Below are 20123 nucleotides of genomic sequence, written 5' to 3' on the forward strand. Positions count from 1 at the left end.
GCGCACCTTCCCGTCACTGGATGACCAGTAATGTATCATTGAAGGATGGGATCTTTTCTTCCCGGTTGTTTGAGGGATCGGCAGCGATAAATCTCAGATTGTAGCTGAAGGCACGCTTGTCCTTGTCACGTATTGGAACTGTCCAAATCTGGTCATTGAGATTCTCTTTACGGAAGACTAAGTCCTTTGTTGCATGAACATCATTGGAGTCGTCGTCGTACTTTAAGTTTAATAGTACCAGTTTATACTTCTCCCAGTCTATCAGGCTAGAAATTATAGTAACCTCTATCCCATCCGAGTTGCCAATGCCAACTTCATAAGACTGTCCTAATTGGCCTTTTTTCTGATTTGTCTTGGACGACCCTTTCTTATATACGATAATTTCATTGTAATCAAACTCAAGCAGGTTGGGGTCGCGAGTACCAGTAACCCAGGAGCTGGTCTCACCATTGGCTTTGAGTTCAGCATGATGACTGGCAGAGAAATCGTTGGCATCATCTCGATAAGTGGTATCAATAATGATCTTTTCGACATCGTTATTGAAATCGCCTCGAGCAAAGAAACGAGTCGTAAAACTGTCTTCAAATGGATTGGAAATGGTCATAATCTCTGCTTGGCTGCTCTCTTCTTTAAGATCCATACGCTGACCGTCAGTCAACAGATAGCTTATCTGGTAGAAATATGGGCCCGGTTCGGCAATACCGCCCGTATAAGTGAAGTAGGTTGCAGTCGGTTTCTCCCTGGTTAACTCAAAAGATTGTTTGGCGCTGTATCCGGCATAGCCTGGATAGCGTATGTTGACGTATGCAGCCTCGATATTGTCAGGCATGACACCTAAAACCAGGATTACCTTTATGAAACCCAGCCTCTCATAAGATATTTTCAAATCTTTCTCTTGTGTTTCCAGCCATTCCCCCGGTTTACCTGGGACGCGGATGGTCTCTCCGGTTTCCTTATAGACAATCTGGCTCCAGTACCTGTAGGTCTCTTTTGATGTACCGTCAGAGTTCTTAGCCATAATGGTTCGGAATCTACCTGGAGTATCTTCTTTGAACGAAAACTCTTTGCGATGGTGTACGCGCTCGTTACGCAAATCGTCCTGCTGGTCATAATCCAGGGAGACCACAAGTGCGTAAACCGGATCATCTTTGAAATTGACGTTTGCATTAACTGATACATCAAGTTCCTGAAAGTAAGGGTTACTCAGGTCGATATAGACAGTGTTTTTCTTGATCTCCTCCAGAGTAAGCATTTGAGACAGTTCCGCGTTTGGGTTTACCGGTATACTTACTATCTCCGACTTTTTAAACCACATATCAATACGGTCTGTGAATCCATCTGGGGTCTTGGCATTTGGATCTTCTTTCTCATTAGTTACATCCTCAATGGCCTTCTCAAAGAACGTAGGCAGCACATTGGTCTTTAAAATTTCCATAGCCATAGACTCTAATTTTTCTTTCATCTCGTTTTTTTCTCCGCCTGAAACAGGCAGATCTAAGTCGGCTATCTCGACCTGGATACCATGAAACGTATTACGAAATTTCTCGATGCTGGACAATTCATCCCATTCTTCAAAATAAGAGTGACTAGTTACACCAAGTATACGCCTTTCCTGAGTGACGAGCCTTGATTTATGAACATATTTTCTTACTTCTTCATAAAATTCATGCTTATCCCCATGTATATGGATGCTGACTGAGGGAATACGAGCTGCTAAGCTAAGCGTGTACCAGACAGTGACAGGAGTTTTGCCTTCCTTAACTGCCTTGCAGAAAAGTTCTGCGCCAGTCTGGTTGAGATCAGCAACAAAAGAAGCCACGTTTGTGCCCATGAGTGAAGGCTGTGTCGTGCCGGTAGAAAAGTTGACCATGTCTGACCCTACAACGCGGAGCTCAGCTTTACCATCGAGCCATAATGGTGGATAACTAAGTTCAGGCTCTGTGTTTGTAATTGGTTTGAAGAGAAAGCGTCCTCCATCTTTGAAGAGAAAGTGACTTCCATTATTCCTCTCGTTTTGCAACATCTGACGTAGATAAGCCCTTATTTTGTCCTCTATATCCCTGGACACGGCAGCCTGCGTAGTTGCAGCTAAGTAACCTCTTTCAATTTCTAATTCTTCGGGTTTCAGTTTATCCACGTCGCGGGCGTAAAGGATGAAAGTGAACAGAGGTTCACCTTTATCGTCGCGAGCAATGGCGGCTTGTGAAGGCACCATATAAAATTTATGAGGAATTTCATCATCACGATAGATTGCAACATATGGTATATCGGGGGCTTTGTACTCTTCATATAGTGAAAGCATAGTTTCCTCTCCTCTTAAAGAAATTACTTACTTTAATCGATCATTTACATTTTTTTGAGTAATTTCCTTTGAAATTATAAGCGGCTCTTCAATGCTTACGGGGTAGAAACTGTATAATCGTAAAAGCTCAATATCAGAGCTAGGGGGGTCTTCTGGAATTACCTCATATTGTGTCATCTGCGCGAATAAGCAATTTTTGAGCTCTGAATATTTTCCTTATTAAGGAGGGGAGCTAATCAAGGTTGGAATTTATAGCTTCCTGATGTCTTTTTTTAGCTCCAGGAACTACTACTTTTACTGAGATTATAACCCTTATTACCATAATCTCTAACATTTTAGTCATTAATTATTATTATAAAAGTAAAAACTGTTCCATAAAAATAAAAAGAAAATGAAAATGAAAAAGAAAATGAAAATGAAAAAGAAAAAGAAAATGAAAAAGAAAAAGAAATTCAACTTTATTTGTGATTCGTTCAGGTTTTAGACATAAATTGCTTAAACAAAAGCACAAAGTTCAGGTTATTCATGAGTATTTCATAGTGTATTTTAATAATTCATGAGAAAACAAGCATATTGTGGGGCAATCTACTACAATTGCAGCATGCATTTTGTGATCATAAAAAGAGTTCATCCCAAAACAAGTCTCATTTTCACATTAACAAGAGTCAGGATTAATTTCATATTCTAACTGGTTGATCATTTAGAGTTTGAAAATTTGGAGACCCATTCTAAATTTTGTTGGGATACACTCATACATTATAAAAGCCGTAATCAGGAGAGAGGTATAGGATCGAAAAAATGAGAACCAGAGATATTAATAATGCTTCAAATATCGAAAAAAAACTTTGCGGATACCTTTACGGCACCGCCTGCGCGGATGCCCTCGGACGTCCGGTAGAACATCTAACCCTTGAGCAAATCCAAAAGAAGTATGGGGAGGAAGGAATCCTTGAGCTCCCATCCAATTCTCCCTGGACCGATGATACCCAGTTAATGCTTGTACTTGCTAGGGCTCTGCTTCGAGGAGCAGAACTTGAACTTCCCGAGCTTATGGACAAGATTGCAGAGGAACTTGTACTCTGGCTGGATGAGCCTGATCTTGGTGCAGGAGCAACTACTAGAGGCGCAGCCCTGAACCTTAGGGACGGAATTCACTGGAGCAATTCCGGACTAAATTCAAAAACCTGCGGAAGCCTGATGCGAGCCGGAATCCTCGGTTTCATTTACAGAAATGATCCAAAGAAACTGGTTAAAGTTGCCCTGGCTTCAGGCCGGATTACTCACTCTCATCCAGTTGCAGAAGCTGCTTCTCTTGCAGGAGCATATGCAGTGAAACTGGCCCTTGATAGGATAGAACCCATGGAAATGTTTGAACCGCTTCTTGAGGTAACTCAGGGAATTTCTCCGGAATTCACTCAGGCACTGAAAAGTTCCTATATCACGGCTTATAGTGACATCGAAGACGGAGAAGGTTTGAAGAAACTCGGGCAGGGATGGTATGCAGACGAAACTTTTGCCCTGGCATACTTTTGCATATTACGTTATCCGAATGATTATAAAAAAGCAATTAAGACCGCAGTGAATATTACCGGAGACTCGGATTCGGTTGCTAGCGTAGCAGGAGGTATTCTTGGAGCCAGACTGGGAGTTGACGCAGTGCCTATTTCCTGGATTGAAGCGCTTAAGGAGAAAGAAATACTGGAGGAAATGGTCGGGCCTTTGCTTGAAAAATATTTTCAGCTTTCAGGAAGTAAATTGAGGTCTTGAAGTTAAATTGAGGTTTTGAAGTTAAATTGAGGTCTTGAAGTTAAATTGAGGTTTTGAAGTTAAATTGAGGTCTTGAAGTTAAATTGAGGTCTTGAAATGGATTTTTCCGAAAAAAATGGTTCTCCAAGAAGAAATGTTTACTCTGAAAAAAATGACTGTTTTGAAAAAGATTCTCCTGAAAAAGATCTTTTTTCCGGAAAAGGTGTCTACTGTTTGATATTCGAAAACCGGGCCTGCAAGATTGAGGTCGGTAAAAAGGGCGAGTTCTCTTTCAGCCCAGGGTTTCATATCTATGTGGGGTCTGCTCTGGGGCCAGGTGGCCTTAAAAGATTACAGAGGCACATCAAACTTTCCAGAAATCATGACCGAAATCCCAAATGGCATGTGGATTATCTTCATCTGAATCCTGCTTTCAGGCTAGTTTCAGCGGTTTATGCTTTTACTTCTGAGCGGCTTGAATGTGAAATTGCCAGCAGGATCGGAGGTGATTCGGTGTCTGGCTTTGGGTGTACAGACTGTAAGTGTAGTTCTCATCTTTTTTACCGAAGCAAAAATCCTCTATCAGAGATTACTGAAGCTTTTGAAGCCTCTGGACTTTCTGCTTTTGTGCTGGAACTTTAACCCTGGATCTTCTTTTTTCTGTACTGGTAGGAAAGTTTAAGGTAAAGCAGGATTTATTTATATTATCAAAAAAATAGAGTTGTTTTAATCAGGGGATGTCCAATGGAACAATTCTCTTTTATTGCCTGCATGCCTGATATACCAGGAGCACTGCACAGGGCAGCCGAAATTATCACGCGGTACGAGGGAAATATTAACAGGATTCAGTACGACCGCAGGATAGATACACATACTGTTTTCTTTGAAGTGACTGCTCTTCCTCAGGCTTATGAAAAAATTCGTGAAGAACTGGAAAAAATAGGCTATCTCCAGACTTCCCTTCACCTTGTAGCTTTTGTGAAGTTCCATGTCTATCTCCCGAACTGTCCTGGCGCTTTATTTGACCTCCTGAACTATATCACTTCATCGAAATCAAACATTACTTTTCTTGATTTTGATGACAGGGGACAGCATCCTGAAAGGCTTGTCGTAGGTCTTCACATTGAGGACCCTAATATGATAGATGCCCTCCTGAATCAGCTTAAGTCCAGATACAGGCTAGATATTTTAGAATATGATACAACCGGGGAAAAACTTGATGATACGGTATTTTATCTCAGGCTGGCACAGAAGCTCAGGTCGTTTATCGGGAGTGCTGAAGATGCTTTTTTGATGAGGTTCTTGCAGGACATTAATCATATTACTCAGGAACTCTCAAACCTTCAGAAAGATCCAATTGAGATTTTTGAGAACATCCTGAAAGTTGGGGAGTACCTTAACCGGACTTCAGGAGACAATTTTTATGCCGATGTACAGAGGGTCAGAATAAAGGACGATATCGAACTTTTCTGTTTTCAACCTCCCTGTGGGGGAAACATCTATCTTTTTGATACCCCTTCCGAAAGGGTTATGATTGACACAGGGTATGGAATTTATTACCCGGATCTCGTGAATATGCTCCAGCACTACGAGCTTGGAGATCTGAGCCGGCTTAAAAGGATTTACATTACTCATGCCGATGCCGACCATTGTGGGGCAGCCGGTTGTTTTCCCGTACCTTCCTACCTCAATCACGAAACTTTTCTGATCACACGGGAAACCAGCAGAGCCTATGGGTCAAGTAACCAGGACTGTATTCTGGAAGAGGTTTATACAAAGATAATTAACCTTTTTTCCAGATTTACTCCCCCTTCAAATACGGTTCTCTTTCCCGAAGTCTCCTTCTCAGACAAAACAACCGAAAAGCGAGGCGCATTTCCTGTTATCGCTCGGTTCCGGATCGGCGACATGGATTTCGAAGCTCTTGAAGGGATGGGCGGGCATATGCATGGAGAAGTCTTCTACCTCTGCCCCGAAGAAGGGCTGCTCTTTCCTGAAGATGCGGTGATTAATTTCAGAAGCCTGAGCCCTGATAGAACTGCATATAATGTTCTGGCTGATTATCTTATGACATCGGTGAATGTTGACAGCAAGCTTGCACGGGAAGAACGACATGCCCTTCTTTCCCTCATTTCCGAGATTGATGAACAGCTCGCCGGGAAAAACAAAAAATGCCTTATCTGCTGCGGTCACGGTTCAGTATCCGTACTGGACAATGGAAAACTTGTCGAATACACAGGTTCTGAGAGATATATGGCAGGGCAGAAATGCATCTCTAAAGAAAATTTGTGAAAATTTAAACAAAAAGGGGCAAAAAATCTCAAAATCAAATCTCAAAATCAAAAGAACCAAGATCCATAGGCCACAGATCCACATTTCCGTTGTTTTCTTTTCAGGGTCCATTAGGATTTTTCTAACTTTAGAAACCAGTCTTTATAATCTATAAAGAGTAAATTCGATCTCTTCTACGCCCAATATCAATGTATTTCCCGCGGCTGAAAATATCTTTTAAGAGTGATATTGCTGTATCTAAAAGGCACTACAAAAATCCGGCCTGAAGAGTTTCGAAAAATATTGGGTAAAAGAGATGCGAGGGGTGCGATTCGAACGCACGAATTCCTACGAAAATGGGTCCTAAGCCCATCGCCTTTGACCTAGCTGGGCAACCCTCGCACTGATGTCTGATGTTAGTATTTCATTTAATATGTTTAAATTTATACAAAATAGGAAAAAGAGCAGTTCAGATTTTCTAATTCGAGAATTATTTAATGCGCCGACCGGGATTCGAACCCGGGTTTTGGGCTTGGAAGGCCCAAGTCATAGCCGCTAGACCATCAACGCAAACTGCAACACATCTAGAGGTATTTGTCATATATATTCTTTTCGCTACCAGAGTCCCGTCTTGAGAGATTAGGGGTGTCTGCGTTGAGAAACTCTAAAAAACATTTTTCTACGCGTGTATTTTTTGTGATATAGTAACTGGATGAGTTAAGTACAAATATTCGTTTGAGACTGTCCAGGGGGGTTAAAACTGGATATTATGTACAATCTATCATTAATGAGTAAGCTCATTTCAACACCAATTTTATCCCCAAATCCATAAAGTTTTCATAACTATTTTCATGATTCAAAGATCTATTGATTGTTTGGAATTCGGGGTTCTAAGAAATGATTTTGATTTTTGGGATCCGCTCGATGTGAAAATTTTCCACGTATGCTGGCGTTCCGCTATATCTCTTAATATTATATAGATAGTTTTATCTTATTGTCAACCTTGGATATTGAGACGAAAATATTTTTCGAACACATATATTTAAGAGTATATTGTAGAAAATATACTCTCAATAAGTATATTTTATTACACTGTTAAAACCAGATTTTTTCATTGATTTCTCTATATTTTTATTAATTTTTTAATAAAAATACCTTTTTTTCTGTACCAATCTCTCAAAATATTATTATTTAACATCCAAAGCGATATAACACTTTAAATGTAACAATAATTTCTCCCTGATGAGGGGGTAACAAATGTTATTTATTTGTGCTGTAATAAGCAAATATCTAATCTTCCTGGCCTATTGCCATCTTAATTTCTTATTTTCTTGCTCCCTTACTCTTACTCCCTTACTCTTACTCTTGCCCCCTTACTCTTACTCTTGCTCCCTCACTCTTGTTCTCTTACTCTTGTTCTCAACTCTTGCTCTCTTACTCTTGCTCTCTCATCCTCTGAGTCTCTTGTTTTTGTTTTCTATCGGTGTATCTCTATGATGTAGGATATGTATCTCGTTTACTAACCTTAATATAAATTTCAAAAGAGACTTTCACTTTCTAACGATCTGGTTCCAGACTTGACATAAAAATTGTTCTATTCTGGGGTTTGTTTCCTTGGGGTTTTTTATTCCTGAATTCTTTACTCCTGAGTTATTCGCGTCTAAGTTTTTTATTCATGAGTTCCTTACATATGAGTTCTTTAATTCCAATTTCCCCACTTATAAGTCCCCTAATACTGATATACTCACGTTTAAGTCCTTTAATTTTAAGTTTCTCACTTTTGAGTTCTTCGTTCCTAAGTTATTTATCCCGAATTTTCGGTCAAGCAATTTCCTATAACTTGCATATTCTTTTGTATAACTGACAAAATATCCAGAGCTTAACAAAAAGTTAATGTAATGATCGTGTTATACGGAGTTTAAACGAACACAAAAGAGAATACTGCTCGCACTTTTTCTTACTGCTGGTCTGTTCTGGCGTGTGCGCTTTGGAGTGTTCTTTATAAGGCTGCACGATATTGAGTCTGCAGATAGGCGTTTTGTAATAGCTTAGGTTCTATCTAATCTCCCAGCTCATATCGGGCAAAAGGTAAAATTTCAAAACTAATTATAAAATTCCAGAAAATAATTATAAAATTTCAGGAAATAATGAGAAATTCCAGAAAATAATTGGAAATTCCAGAAAATTATTCAATATGGAAATCTTAAGATGGCCCCCAAAATGACAGTTTTTGAACTAAGGGACGAAAATAATGAGAACTTGAAGGTTCATCTAGAATATACAGGCAATTCTCCAGGCAGCTCTCCTTCTAACCTTGCCGAAGGAAACAATAAGTATTTACGAGACTGTGTTTCTGAACTTAAGCTTGAGGCGAATAAGATCGTTACCAGATGCCCGTTCAAGTACACGGAGTAATATTGATGAATATTGAAGAGTGGGAAGAATACAGATATGTTGAATCAGGAATAAATAACTTCATTGATCAAATGAACGAGTCCAGCTTAAAAAAAATGGTAGAACATGTCTGTAATACCGGAGGAAAACGAATTAGACCAATAATCCTCCTTCTCTCCAGTGAGATCTGTTCAGGTGCATACCATCAGAGCCTCAATGCAGCTCTTGCTATCGAAATAATGCACTCGGCTTCCCTCATCCATGATGACTTGCTGGATCAGGGGCTTGTTAGAAGAAACCTGCCTTCAGCCCCTGAAAAATTTGGCCCTTCCAGGGCTCTTCTTTGTGGCGATTATCTGATTGCAAAATGCTTTGAGTTTATTTCTCCATATGGGGAACAAGTGGTCCGAGACTTCGGGAAAGCCGGGATGGATATGGCTGAAGGAGAAGTCCTTGATCTGAAGCTCGATAAGGACAATTTTGGAGAAAACAACTATTTCGAATGCATTTACAAGAAAACGGCTTCTTTATTTGCCATCAGTGCTTCCATAGGGGCATACACTGGAGGGGCTGACGAAACTCTGACCAGGCGTTTTAATGTCTTTGGAAATTGCCTGGGAACTGCATACCAGATTGTTGACGATATTCTTGAGTTTCTTGAAGTGGTCGAAGGCAAGGAATCGAAATTCACATCTGAAACTCTGCCGCATGTTTACATGAAGAATATGTCAAAAGAAGAAGCAATAGAAAAATCTATAGAAGCTGTAAAACTGCGTGTTAATGCCGCAAAAGAGACACTGTTGACATTTAATGAATGTCCGGCAAGGGACAAACTCTTTCAGATTACCGATTATATAACTGTTGATATGCTTGAGATTGTTTAATGCTCAGCTTTTCCTGAAAAATGAACTGTGACACTGCCAAATTTCCAGTATCTAAAATGGAAAATAATATTATTTAATTATCTAATCTAATAAGTTCTCTAACTTCTAATAAGTCTTCCAACTTTTGCCAACAACTTTACCAGGTGTATCCATGCGAGTATATGATAGTCCGGTGCTTAAGGTAAATGCCAGTACAGAAAACGAAAAAATTGTGCTTGATACAGAAGGTCCTCTTTCCCAGCTTGCAAAGCCTTTCCTCAAACGCATAAACAACATTTTTGCAGAAGAAAAACCCATTTCAGTGGATGAAAATGAGATTATTTTTTCTACATGGATCCCACCTATTCCGGGGCCTGTTTTCAGCCGGGTGATAGGTGCTGAGATCGCAGCTATCCGGAAAAAAAGGGTTCCTGACCAGTTCTCAATAGGAATTACGGCTCGTTGTCCTAACCGCTGTATCCACTGTGGGGCAGCCGGTATCAAGCCAGAAAAGGAGCTTACCCTGGATGAAATTTCCAGAGCTGTAAACCAGAGCCTGGAGCTTGGGTCTTATCTTATTTCTTTCGACGGCGGGGAGACCATGCTTCGAGATGATCTTGTAGAGATGGTAGCCAGAGTAGATAAATCCAGGGCAATTACTACCTGTCTCACCTCAGGTTTCAAGCTTTCCGAAGAAAGGGCAAAGGATCTGAAAGCCGCAGGGTTATATGCATCAAGAATTAGTCTGGACAGCCCATTTGAAGCCGAACACGACCGTATTCGGGGCCGAGAAGGTGCATACAAAGATTCAATCACCGGAATCAAAAATTCAATCAACGCCGGGATCCTGACTGATATGTTTGTGGTTGTTTCTCCTCACAATATCGATGACCTTGAAGAATTTTACAACCTTGCATTTAACCTTGGAATGCATGAACTTTCAATCTATGAAATTATTGCAGTCGGGCGCTGGCTTGAGCACGAAGATGAGGTAATAGGGGAAAACGATGTCTCAAGGCTTGAGAAATTCCAGAAAAAAATGAACTCTAAACCTGAAGGCCCCAGGGTAACCGCGTTTCCGTATTTCCTGGGCCCGAGTCTTTTTGGGTGCTTTGCAGGAAGACGGTGGGTGCACATTGCTTCGGACGGGGAAGTAATGCCGTGTGCCTACACTCCTCTCTCCTTTGGAAATATCTGTGAAGAGCCCCTGGAAACTATCTGGAAGCGTATGGGTAAGCACAAAGCCTACAAAAAAGATGATGCCGCATATTGCATGATGCGCAACCCTGATTTCAGGAAAGAATATATCCATACAATACCCCAGGGCGCAAAGATCCCTTACCGAGTTAAATAACATTTTTTATGTTATTTTTTAACTTTATTTTTTCAATTGTTGACTTCAGTAATAAGTATTTTTAGAGCTTTTTTCCTGAAATAATCATTTTTTCTTTGAAAACTGGTTAATTTTCTATGTCAAATTTTGAATACTGATGTTTGCATACTGGATCTATCTGTCTTCTGAGCCTGGACAAAAGTCCATTTTTCAAAAGTTAACTTTTGATGGTTTGATTTTCTCGAAAATGGACTTGACTAGATAAAAATTTTCACAGTTTTGGTGGAATAAAGCAACTTATTATAATTACTTAAAAACCTCATTAAAAGCGTTTATTTTAAAAAAAAGAGGCTAGAATTCCTTGAATAAATTGATTCATTTATAATTTTTTAACTGACTTTAATAGAGTTTTGAATATATTCTCCATATTTTATTTGACTTATTCAGGTTACGCTTCACACTTTTTTTTCAGCACTTTATTTGATAATTTTTCGATACTTAATTATATTTCACTGTCAGTATTCAATTATTTTTTACTGTTATATTTAATCTTTTTCATTTTAACCTTATATTTTGCTATTTATATTATTAATTTTCTTAAAAATATCTTATAACTTGTATATGTAATGATTTTTCATTATAGTTCTTCGACTCTTCTTTGATAAAACCGAAGCTGTTATATAGTTCTTTCGCGAAGGATTTGTTAACTACCTCCATTGGAGTAGGGATTTTTAATTATTAATTTATATATTAAATTTTGAGAGACGGAGATTCACATGGCTAAAAATGAAATCTTATCTGAAATCAAAAAAGCAGAGGAAAGCGCTAAAACAATGGTTGACGAGGCCATTGAAGCTAAAAACAGGCGTATCTCCGAAGCTCGGGCTGAAGCCAGGGAAATCCTGAAACAGTCCGAAATCGATGCACATAAAGCTGCACAAGACTCTTTTAAAGAGGGTGAAAAAAAGATCCTGGAGGAAAAAGATAAGATCATAAACGATGGTGAGAAAAACGCATTAGCCATGTCCCAAAAAGCTCAAGCTAACATCGACAAATCCGTCAATTACCTTGTACAGGAGTTTGAGAGGGCGGTCCTTAATGAGTAGACCTAAAGAGATGACAAGGGCCGTTATTGTCGGGCATAAAAGCATTCTAAAAGAAACCATCGATGCATTACATGATACAAATCTTTTTCACGTCGAAGACTTTGTCGAAGACGAGTCTGGTTTTAAGATCAGCAAGCCATTTAAAAACGCAGAAGAAGTCTCTAAAAAGCTTGTGAAGATCCGCTCTATCGCCAATTATTTGGGGATTGAAAGCAAAAAACCGGTAGTTCAGAAATCTGATGCTGTTCTGCGTGAACTTGACTCGAAGTTAAATGAACTGGACAGGACAATTTCAGCTAAAACGGAATCAATTTCCCAGCTTGAAAATGAATTAAAAGATATGGACTCCCAGAAAAGGGAAATCATGCCTTATCTGCCCATTGATCTTGACTTTGAATATTATCGTGGTTATGAAAACCTCAAGGTTTTCGCAGGCACTTTAAAAAATAATGTAGAAACAAGTCAGATTTCAAGTATCACCCAGGCTTACGAACTGTACTTTGATTCCCAATCAAAAACAGCGGTACTGTTTGTAGCTAAAAATGATGCCGATAAAGTTTACGAATTACTTCAGGGTCTTGGATTCAAAGAGCTTAGAGTTCCAGAAAGAGGTGGTGTCCCAAGCGAACTTTTGAGATCCATTGAACAGAGAGAAGCCGACGTCACTAGAAGGATTGAATCCTTAAAGGGCGAGATCGAGTCCTTGAAAACAAGGTATGCCGATTTTATCCTTGCAAGCGACGAAGTCCTGAGTATCGAGAGTCAGAAAGCAGAGCTGCCTCTTAGAATAGCTACATCTGAAAACGCATTCATAATCGATGGATGGACTCCCACCGAGAGTTATGACAAGGTTGTCAGTGTAGTTAACAGTGCCACTAAAGGCAAGGCATACATCACCAGCCTCGAAGTCCATCATGAGGAAGAAGATGATGCTCCTGTCGAGTACAATAATTCAAAAGTTGTGGCACCGTTGCAGCAGGTTATGGATCTGTATTCTAGACCTAGATATTTCGAAATTGATCCATCTTCAGCGATATTCATTACTTTCCCGCTGATCTATGGAATGATTCTCGGAGACATCGGATATGCACTGATATTGGGCACAATTGCACTGGCTATTAAAAAAGCAATGAAGTCAGATGCAGTTAGTGATCTCATGAATATTCTTATCTATTGTCAGATTTGGTCTATAGTCTTTGGACTTATTTATGGTGAGTTCCTTGGGTTCCCTCTGGCGAGTACGCATGAAGAACAAGGTTTAATTCCGTTCTGGCATACAATAACCCTGTTCAATTCAATCGGAGGAGAGGCATTTACTTTCCCAATTCACAGGGCTCACATGGTAATGAGTATGATTGCACTAAGCGTCTTCGTCGGACTGATTCACTTAAATCTCGGGTTCTTGTTCGGATTTTCAAACATTGCAAGACACCACGGGATGAAACACGCTATTCTTGAAAAAGGCAGTTGGATGATTATTGAGCTTGGTGTACTTCTTGCAGCTGTTGGTTATTTTGGCGGTTCAGCATTGATGTATGTCGGTGCTATTGTTCTTGTTCTTGGAATTGCGATGCTCGCTATGGGTGAGGGTATCGCCGGTGTGGTCGAATTGCCGTCTCTGATGGGTAACGCTCTTTCGTATGCCCGTATTATTGCAGTCGGTCTTTCTTCGATTTATATCGCAGGTACAGTAAATGATATCGCCTTTGAAATGATCTGGGCTGATCATTCTCAGATTGGTTTCGCGGCAATAGCTGCAATTATCGTATTTATACTCGGACACGCTCTTAACACCGTTCTGAGTATCATCGCTCCCGGACTGCATGCACTCAGGTTGCAGTATGTAGAATTCTTTGGAAAATTCTATCAAGGCGGGGGCAGAAAATTCAACCCATTCGGATATATAAGAAAATACACGGAGGAATAAAAACATGGTAGATGGAGCAACAGCAGGTCTTTTTCTGGACGCAGCAGGAATGAAAGCACTCGGTGCAGCAATCGCAATCGCAATTACTGGGTATGCATCTGCAATCGCTGAAAAAGATATCGGTACAGCAGCAATCGGCGCAATGGCAGAAAACGAAGGATTATTCGGTAAGGGCCTGATCCTTACTGTCATTCCAGAAACCATTGTTATCTTCGGTCTCGTCGTCGCACTGCTTATCAATTCTGCTTAAATTTAAGAGCTCTGCTCTTAAATTTCTTAGAGCATTGCTTTAGCTTACCTGGGCCTTTTTCCTTGCCAGGTAGGCCTGAAGCTGTTATAATGCTCTAAGTTTTCTTTAGGTATCGTTGCACTCTAAGCAGCTTAGAGTTTTTGCTCTAGGCTTTAGAGCACTTTTTTGCTCTAAATTTATTTGGAGGTGTAAGCATGGGACTAGAGATTGTTGTAAAAGACATCCAAGAGGGTGCAAGAGCTGAGGTTTCCCGTATAAAAGCCGAAGGCGATGCAAAGGCCTCCGAGATTCTAAATGAAGCTAAAGAAGTACAGAAAAAGACACTCGGAGACAGTCTTGCCAAGGCAGAAGAGGACCTCCAAAATCTGCACCAGCAGGTCATATCAAGTGCAAATCTGGAAGTGAAAAGAATTACGCTTAATAAGCGTAAGGATCTTCTAGATAAAGTTTATGTCCAGACAGTTGAAAAAATCAAGTCAATGCCGGCATCCAAAAAAGAAGAGCTGTTGAAAACTATTCTCAGCAAGTACGAAGCTAGCGGTGCTAGAGTTTACTCTTCTAAAGATTCAGAAGATATCGTCAAAAAGTTGACTTCTTTATCTTATGCTGGCAATATTGGTTCTATCGGCGGAGTTATTCTGGAAAACGAGGACGGGACGGTCAGGTTAGATTTCACATATGATTCAATCCTGAAAAACGTGTATGAGCGTTCACTGAAGCAGATATCTGATATATTATACGGGTGATGTTCGATGCGGCTTTTGGAGAGACTCTGGGGACAAAAACCCTCACGAAAATCCGATAAGAAGAAAAATGGCACTTCAAATTATCCCTACGCCGTAACCCGTGTCCGCGCTATGAAGAGCAAGCTGCTCCCAAAAGAATCGTATCCCCGGCTTCTCAATATGGGGATTGATGAAATTACCCGCTTTATCCAAGAGTCTGAATACAAAAACGACATTGATGAACTGGCAATGAAATATAGTGGTGGCGATCTGGCAGAACACGCATTGAACAGAAATCTTGCGCTCACCTATGATAAATTGGTACGAATCACCTCAGGAGAATTGAATTATCTGGTTGTCGCATATCTCAAAAAATATGACATCTGGAACATAAAAACACTTCTCCGTGGTAAAATTTACAACGCGCCTGTTGAAGAAATTGTCGAGTCTTTGATTGCTGCCGGTGAGTTTACTTACACTTCAATGTCAGAGCTTGCAGCCAAGGCCACATATCAAGAAATAATTGAATCCCTGAAATATTCCGAGTATTACCCCTTGCTGCAAAAGTTTGACGGAACTAACCTGGCATACATCGAAAACGAACTCGACAAGGTATACTATACAGGCTTGTTTGAAGCAATCGGAAAACCAAGATCCAAGGACCGCAAGCTCTTTGTTAAAATTGTCAGATTGGAAGTAGACGTTAAGAATCTAATTAACCTCTTCAGGCTGAAAAAAGCAGGAGTTGTGCAGCTTGATGAAATCATGCCTCTCATGATTGAAGGCGGTCTCGAGCTAAAACTTGAGAAACTGGCGACTCTCCCATATGACGAGTTTGTCAATGAGCTTCAAAGGACTCAATACTGGGATATAATTTCAAGTGTTACGAGTTCAGATATGAATTCTTTGACTACTCTTGAAAGCAGGCTCACAAGATATTATCTTGAATCTTCAACCATTCTTTCGCATGTATCCCCGATCTCAGTTGCACCTATTCTGGATTATATCATTCATAAACATAATGAGGTAGTTAATCTCCGGATTATCTTCAGGGGTAAGGAGACTGGCCTCAGTGATGAGTTAATCAAAGACCAGTTGGTGGTTATCTAATGGAATTAGCAGTGATCGGAAAGAGCGAGTTTGTTACAGGATTCAGACTGGCGGGTGTCAGGAAGGTTTATGAAGCCGCGGACACCACAGCTACCGAATCCATTGTAAAATCGGTGCTTGAAGATAAAAGTGTCGGGATTCTTATAATGCATAATGATGACATTAGTGATCTGCCGGAAATTCTAAGGAAAAACTTGAATGAGTCAGTCCAGCCTACAGTGGTAGCCCTGGGAGGCAGCGGATCAGGCTCGAGTTTAAGAGATAAGATAAAACAAGCGGTAGGTGTTGATCTGTGGAAGTAAAAGGTGTAATTTATCGTGTGTCTGGGCCTGTCGTCACCGTTACCGGCTTGCAGGCAAAAATGTATGACCTGGTCAAAGTCGGTAATGAAGGTCTAATGGGTGAAGTCATCCAGATATTAGGGCCCAAGACCATCATCCAGGTATACGAAGAGACCGCAGGCATCAAGCCAGGGGAACCCTGTTATACTACAGGATCGTCTCTGTCCGTGGAACTTGGTCCGGGTCTTCTTTCCAGTATTTATGATGGGGTTCAGAGACCACTGCATGTCCTGCTCGAAAGGACGGGCGGTTTCATTGGCAGAGGTGTCACTGCAGATGGACTTGACCACCAGAAACTCTGGGATTTCAAACCCATTGTCAAGAAAGGCGATGTCGTAAAAGGTGGAGAAATAATCGGTGTTGTACAGGAAACCGTGAATATCGAACATAAAATCATGGTGCCACCTGATATCTCAGGCACAATTGCCGATATAAAGAGCGGAAACTTTACGGTAATGGACACAATCTGTACCCTGACTGATGGGACCGAATTGCAGATGATGCAAAAGTGGCCTGTCAGAAGGCCCAGACCTGTTAGAGAGAAACGCACTCCAACCAGGCCTCTGGTTACAGGAATGAGAATCCTTGATGGGCTTTTCCCTGTTGCAAAAGGCGGAACGGCTGCAATTCCAGGACCTTTCGGGTCGGGAAAGACCGTTACTCAGCAGTCGCTTGCAAAGTGGAGTGACACCGAAATTGTGGTCTACATCGGTTGTGGTGAACGCGGAAACGAAATGGCAGATGTTCTGAGTGAATTCCCTGAACTCGAAGACCCGCAGACCGGGCGCCCACTGATGGAACGTACTGTTCTTATTGCTAACACTTCAAACATGCCTGTGGCCGCAAGAGAAGCATCTGTGTACACCGGGATCACCATTGCAGAATACTACCGTGACATGGGATTAGACGTATCCCTTATGGCAGACTCCACTTCCAGGTGGGCAGAAGCTATGAGAGAAATCTCCTCCCGTCTGGAAGAAATGCCTGGTGAAGAAGGTTATCCTGCATACCTGTCTGCAAGGCTTGCTGAATTCTACGAGCGTTCCGGGGTTGCGGAGAGTCTCTGCGGTGAGAACGGTTCCATTACTGTTATTGGAGCAGTATCTCCACCTGGTGGTGACTTCTCAGAACCTGTTACGCAGAACACCCTGCGTATCGTAAAAGTGTTCTGGGCTCTCGATGCCAAACTGTCTCAGAGGCGTCACTTCCCGGCTATCAACTGGCTGAACAGTTACAGTCTGTACAAGGACAGTCTTAATGACTGGTTTGGAGAAAACGTGGCTCCTGATTTTGTGGCTTTGAGAGAAAGAGCAATGGAAATGCTCCAGACAGAATCCGAACTGCAGGAAATCGTGCAGCTTGTAGGTTCCGACGCTCTGCCAGAAGATCAGCAGCTTCTGCTTGAAATCACCCGTATGATCAGGGAAATTTTCCTGCAGCAGAATGCATTCCACCCAATAGATGCCTACAGCCCGTTCTCTGAACAGTACGAGATCCTGAAGGCTATCATGAAATGGGGAGACGCTGCGATGGATGCCTTGAAATCAGGTGTTTCAGTACCTGAAATTCTCAAGCTTGAATCCAAAAATGTGCTTGCTAAGGTCAAGTATGAGGAGAAGTTTACTGAGTCTATGAACGTTGTCCTGGCACAGATGGATAAAGAGTTTGCATCTCTGAGAGGTAGGTAAGCATGGTAAAAGAATACAAGACAATCACTCAGATTGCGGGGCCACTTATCTTTGTTGAAAAAACAGAGCCTGTAGGCTATAAAGAAATAGTTACTGTCAATCTGCCTGATGGAACCAGCCGCAGAGGTGAGGTGCTGGACTCGTCTTCAGACATAGTAGTTATCCAGATTTTTGAAGGTACTACTGGTCTGGACAAGGAGTGCGGTGTAGTTTTCACAGGGGAAACCCTGAAGCTCCCTGCATCCATTGACCTTCTCGGAAGGATCCTTTCAGGTTCAGGAGAACCACTTGACGGTGGGCCCAGGATTGTGCCTGACCAGCTTCTGGACATCAACGGAGCTGCAATGAACCCATATGCCAGGCTGCCTCCAAAGGATTTCATCCAGACAGGTATCTCCACAATAGACGGGACAAACACCCTTGTCCGTGGACAGAAACTGCCTATTTTCTCAGCTTCAGGTCTTCCACACAACGAAATTGCTCTGCAGATCGCAAGGCAGGCTGCTGTGCCAGGATCTGAATCTGCTTTCGCAGTAGTTTTTGCAGCAATGGGTATTACCAATGAAGAAGCCCAGTACTTCATGAGCGACTTCGAAAAGACCGGAGCTCTTGAAAGGGCTGTTGTGTTTCTGAACCTGGCAGATGACCCTGCTGTCGAACGTATAGTTACTCCGCGTATGGCTCTGACTGCAGCTGAATATCTGGCATACGAACACGGCATGCACGTACTTGTCATTCTGACTGACATTACCAACTATGCAGAAGCTCTTCGTCAGATGGGTGCCGCCCGTAACGAAATCCCTGGTCGTCGTGGGTATCCTGGTTACATGTATACTGACCTTGCAACCCTCTATGAGCGCGCAGGTATTGTAAAGGGCGCAAAGGGATCAGTTACCCAGATTCCGATTCTTTCGATGCCTGGTGACGATATTACCCACCCGATTCCTGACCTGTCCGGGTATATTACCGAAGGGCAGATTGTGGTTTCAAGGGAACTGCACAGGAAAGGTATCTACCCGCCAATTAATGTGCTTCCATCTCTGTCAAGGCTGATGAACTCCGGTATTGGAGCAGGCAAGACAAGGGAAGACCACAAGGCAGTTTCTGACCAGATGTATGCAGGTTATGCAGAAGGTCGTGACCTGAGAGGTCTAGTGGCTATCGTCGGTAAAGAAGCTCTATCTGAGAGAGATGTCAAGTTCCTTGAGTTTGCTGACCTTTTCGAACAGAATTTCGTTACACAGGGCAGAAACGAAAACAGGACAATTGCAGACACCCTGGACATTGGATGGAAAATCCTTGCACACCTGCCTGAAAACCAGCTGGGTAGGATTGACAACAAATACATCCAGAAATACCATCCTGCACACAGAAAGGGTCAGTGATTACCATGGCTCAAGACGTAAAACCAACTCGGTCGGAGCTGATTGAGCTCAAGAAAAAAATCAAGCTCTCTGAAAGTGGGCACAAGCTCCTTAAGATGAAGAGAGATGGTCTTATTCTTGAGTTCTTTAAGATTCTTAACGAGGCAAGGAACGTCAGAACCGAACTAGACGCTGCCTATCTAAACGCTGCAGAAAAAATCAATCTTGCCTCTGCTGTAAATGGAATGGTTGCAGTCAAGTCAACAGCCTTTACAGCAAAGGAATCTCCCGAAATTCAGCTTTCAGGTCACAACATCATGGGTGTTGTGGTGCCACAAATCAGCTCTACTGGTGTCCGCAAATCTCTTGTTGAGAGAGGTTATGGTATCGTTGGGACAAATTCATATATTGATGAGTCTGCAGATGCCTATGAGATCCTGGTAGAAAAGATTATTACGGCAGCAGAGCTGGAAACAACGATGAAAAGACTTCTTGATGAAATTGAGAAGACTAAGAGACGTGTAAACGCTCTCGAATTCAAAGTTATTCCGGACCTCATTGCAACCATGAAGTACATTCGTTTTACCCTCGAAGAGATGGAAAGGGAAGGTACTTCCAGGTTGAAGAGAGTCAAGGCGAGAATGAAATAATCAAGCTTGATTTAAAATGGCTGCATGTGACGATCGACCTAATTTGGTTGAAA

At 41.6% G+C, this 20123-nt stretch carries 17 protein-coding genes and 2 tRNA genes; 15 read left to right on the plus strand and 4 right to left on the minus strand.

Annotated elements, in window-relative coordinates:
• Nucleotides 1–13: 13 nt before the first annotated feature.
• Both MSKOL_RS15680 and MSKOL_RS21200 read right to left on the minus strand, forming a co-directional pair.
• Nucleotides 14–2302, minus strand: coding sequence for a hypothetical protein (locus MSKOL_RS15680; RefSeq protein WP_048157598.1), 2289 nt, complete (start codon nt 2300–2302; stop codon nt 14–16).
• A gap of 27 nt (nt 2303–2329) precedes the next feature.
• Nucleotides 2330–2479: a hypothetical protein gene (locus MSKOL_RS21200; protein WP_231592278.1), complete on the minus strand. Its 150-nt coding sequence runs from the start codon at nt 2477–2479 to the stop codon at nt 2330–2332.
• Nucleotides 2480–3100: 621 nt separating this feature from the next.
• Between MSKOL_RS21200 and MSKOL_RS15685 the strand changes: the two genes are divergently transcribed.
• From MSKOL_RS15685 to MSKOL_RS15695, 3 genes are all read left to right on the plus strand, one after another.
• Nucleotides 3101–4069: an ADP-ribosylglycohydrolase family protein gene (locus MSKOL_RS15685; RefSeq protein WP_048157600.1), complete on the plus strand. Its 969-nt coding sequence runs from the start codon at nt 3101–3103 to the stop codon at nt 4067–4069.
• Between the two features lie 96 nt (nt 4070–4165).
• A complete protein-coding gene (locus tag MSKOL_RS15690; RefSeq protein WP_197078779.1) occupies nt 4166–4690 on the plus strand; it encodes a DUF123 domain-containing protein in 525 nt (174 codons plus the stop codon).
• 102 nt (nt 4691–4792) lie between these two features.
• Nucleotides 4793–6340, plus strand: coding sequence for an MBL fold metallo-hydrolase (locus tag MSKOL_RS15695; protein ID WP_048157601.1), 1548 nt, complete (start codon nt 4793–4795; stop codon nt 6338–6340).
• 296 nt (nt 6341–6636) lie between these two features.
• Here MSKOL_RS15695 and MSKOL_RS15700 read toward each other — a convergent pair.
• Nucleotides 6637–6721 (minus strand) — tRNA-Leu (locus MSKOL_RS15700).
• A gap of 96 nt (nt 6722–6817) precedes the next feature.
• Nucleotides 6818–6889, minus strand: a tRNA-Gly gene (locus MSKOL_RS15705).
• 1650 nt (nt 6890–8539) lie between these two features.
• Between MSKOL_RS15705 and MSKOL_RS15710 the strand changes: the two genes are divergently transcribed.
• From MSKOL_RS15710 to MSKOL_RS15765, 12 genes are all read left to right on the plus strand, one after another.
• Entirely contained in the window at nt 8540–8734 is a 195-nt protein-coding gene (locus MSKOL_RS15710; protein ID WP_156151118.1) for a hypothetical protein, read from the plus strand.
• A complete protein-coding gene (locus tag MSKOL_RS15715) occupies nt 8710–9597 on the plus strand; it encodes a geranylfarnesyl diphosphate synthase (RefSeq protein WP_048157603.1) in 888 nt (295 codons plus the stop codon). Before MSKOL_RS15710 ends, MSKOL_RS15715 begins: the two co-directional genes overlap by 25 nt.
• Before the next feature lie 151 nt (nt 9598–9748).
• The gene (locus tag MSKOL_RS15720; protein ID WP_048157604.1) at nt 9749–10930 is read left to right on the plus strand and encodes a radical SAM protein; all 1182 of its coding nucleotides are present in this window, start codon (nt 9749–9751) and stop codon (nt 10928–10930) included.
• Between the two features lie 755 nt (nt 10931–11685).
• Nucleotides 11686–12015 (plus strand): ATP synthase archaeal subunit H, encoded by a 330-nt coding sequence (ahaH, locus tag MSKOL_RS15725; protein WP_048122509.1) that lies wholly within the window; start codon nt 11686–11688, stop codon nt 12013–12015.
• A complete protein-coding gene (locus MSKOL_RS15730; RefSeq protein WP_197078780.1) occupies nt 12008–13942 on the plus strand; it encodes a V-type ATP synthase subunit I in 1935 nt (644 codons plus the stop codon). The genes ahaH and MSKOL_RS15730 overlap by 8 nt, the downstream gene beginning before the upstream one ends.
• A 4-nt stretch (nt 13943–13946) precedes the next feature.
• Nucleotides 13947–14192, plus strand: a complete 246-nt coding sequence (locus MSKOL_RS15735; protein ID WP_048109111.1) for an ATP synthase — start codon at nt 13947–13949, stop codon at nt 14190–14192.
• Nucleotides 14193–14386: 194 nt separating this feature from the next.
• Nucleotides 14387–14938: a V-type ATP synthase subunit E gene (locus MSKOL_RS15740; protein ID WP_048122513.1), complete on the plus strand. Its 552-nt coding sequence runs from the start codon at nt 14387–14389 to the stop codon at nt 14936–14938.
• Nucleotides 14939–14944: 6 nt separating this feature from the next.
• Nucleotides 14945–16027 carry a V-type ATP synthase subunit C gene (locus MSKOL_RS15745; protein WP_048157607.1) on the plus strand — a complete coding sequence of 361 codons (1083 nt, stop codon included), beginning with the start codon at nt 14945–14947 and terminating at the stop codon, nt 16025–16027.
• Nucleotides 16027–16329, plus strand: coding sequence for a V-type ATP synthase subunit F (locus MSKOL_RS15750; protein ID WP_048122517.1), 303 nt, complete (start codon nt 16027–16029; stop codon nt 16327–16329). The genes MSKOL_RS15745 and MSKOL_RS15750 overlap by 1 nt, the downstream gene beginning before the upstream one ends.
• Entirely contained in the window at nt 16320–18056 is a 1737-nt protein-coding gene (locus tag MSKOL_RS15755) for an ATP synthase subunit A (protein WP_048122519.1), read from the plus strand. The genes MSKOL_RS15750 and MSKOL_RS15755 overlap by 10 nt, the downstream gene beginning before the upstream one ends.
• A gap of 2 nt (nt 18057–18058) precedes the next feature.
• Entirely contained in the window at nt 18059–19441 is a 1383-nt protein-coding gene (locus MSKOL_RS15760) for an ATP synthase subunit B (protein ID WP_048122521.1), read from the plus strand.
• A gap of 5 nt (nt 19442–19446) precedes the next feature.
• A complete protein-coding gene (locus MSKOL_RS15765) occupies nt 19447–20070 on the plus strand; it encodes a V-type ATP synthase subunit D (protein WP_197078781.1) in 624 nt (207 codons plus the stop codon).
• Nucleotides 20071–20123 lie beyond the last annotated feature (53 nt).

The sequence above is a fragment of the Methanosarcina sp. Kolksee genome, assembly GCF_000969945.1.
Lineage (GTDB): Archaea > Halobacteriota > Methanosarcinia > Methanosarcinales > Methanosarcinaceae > Methanosarcina > Methanosarcina vacuolata.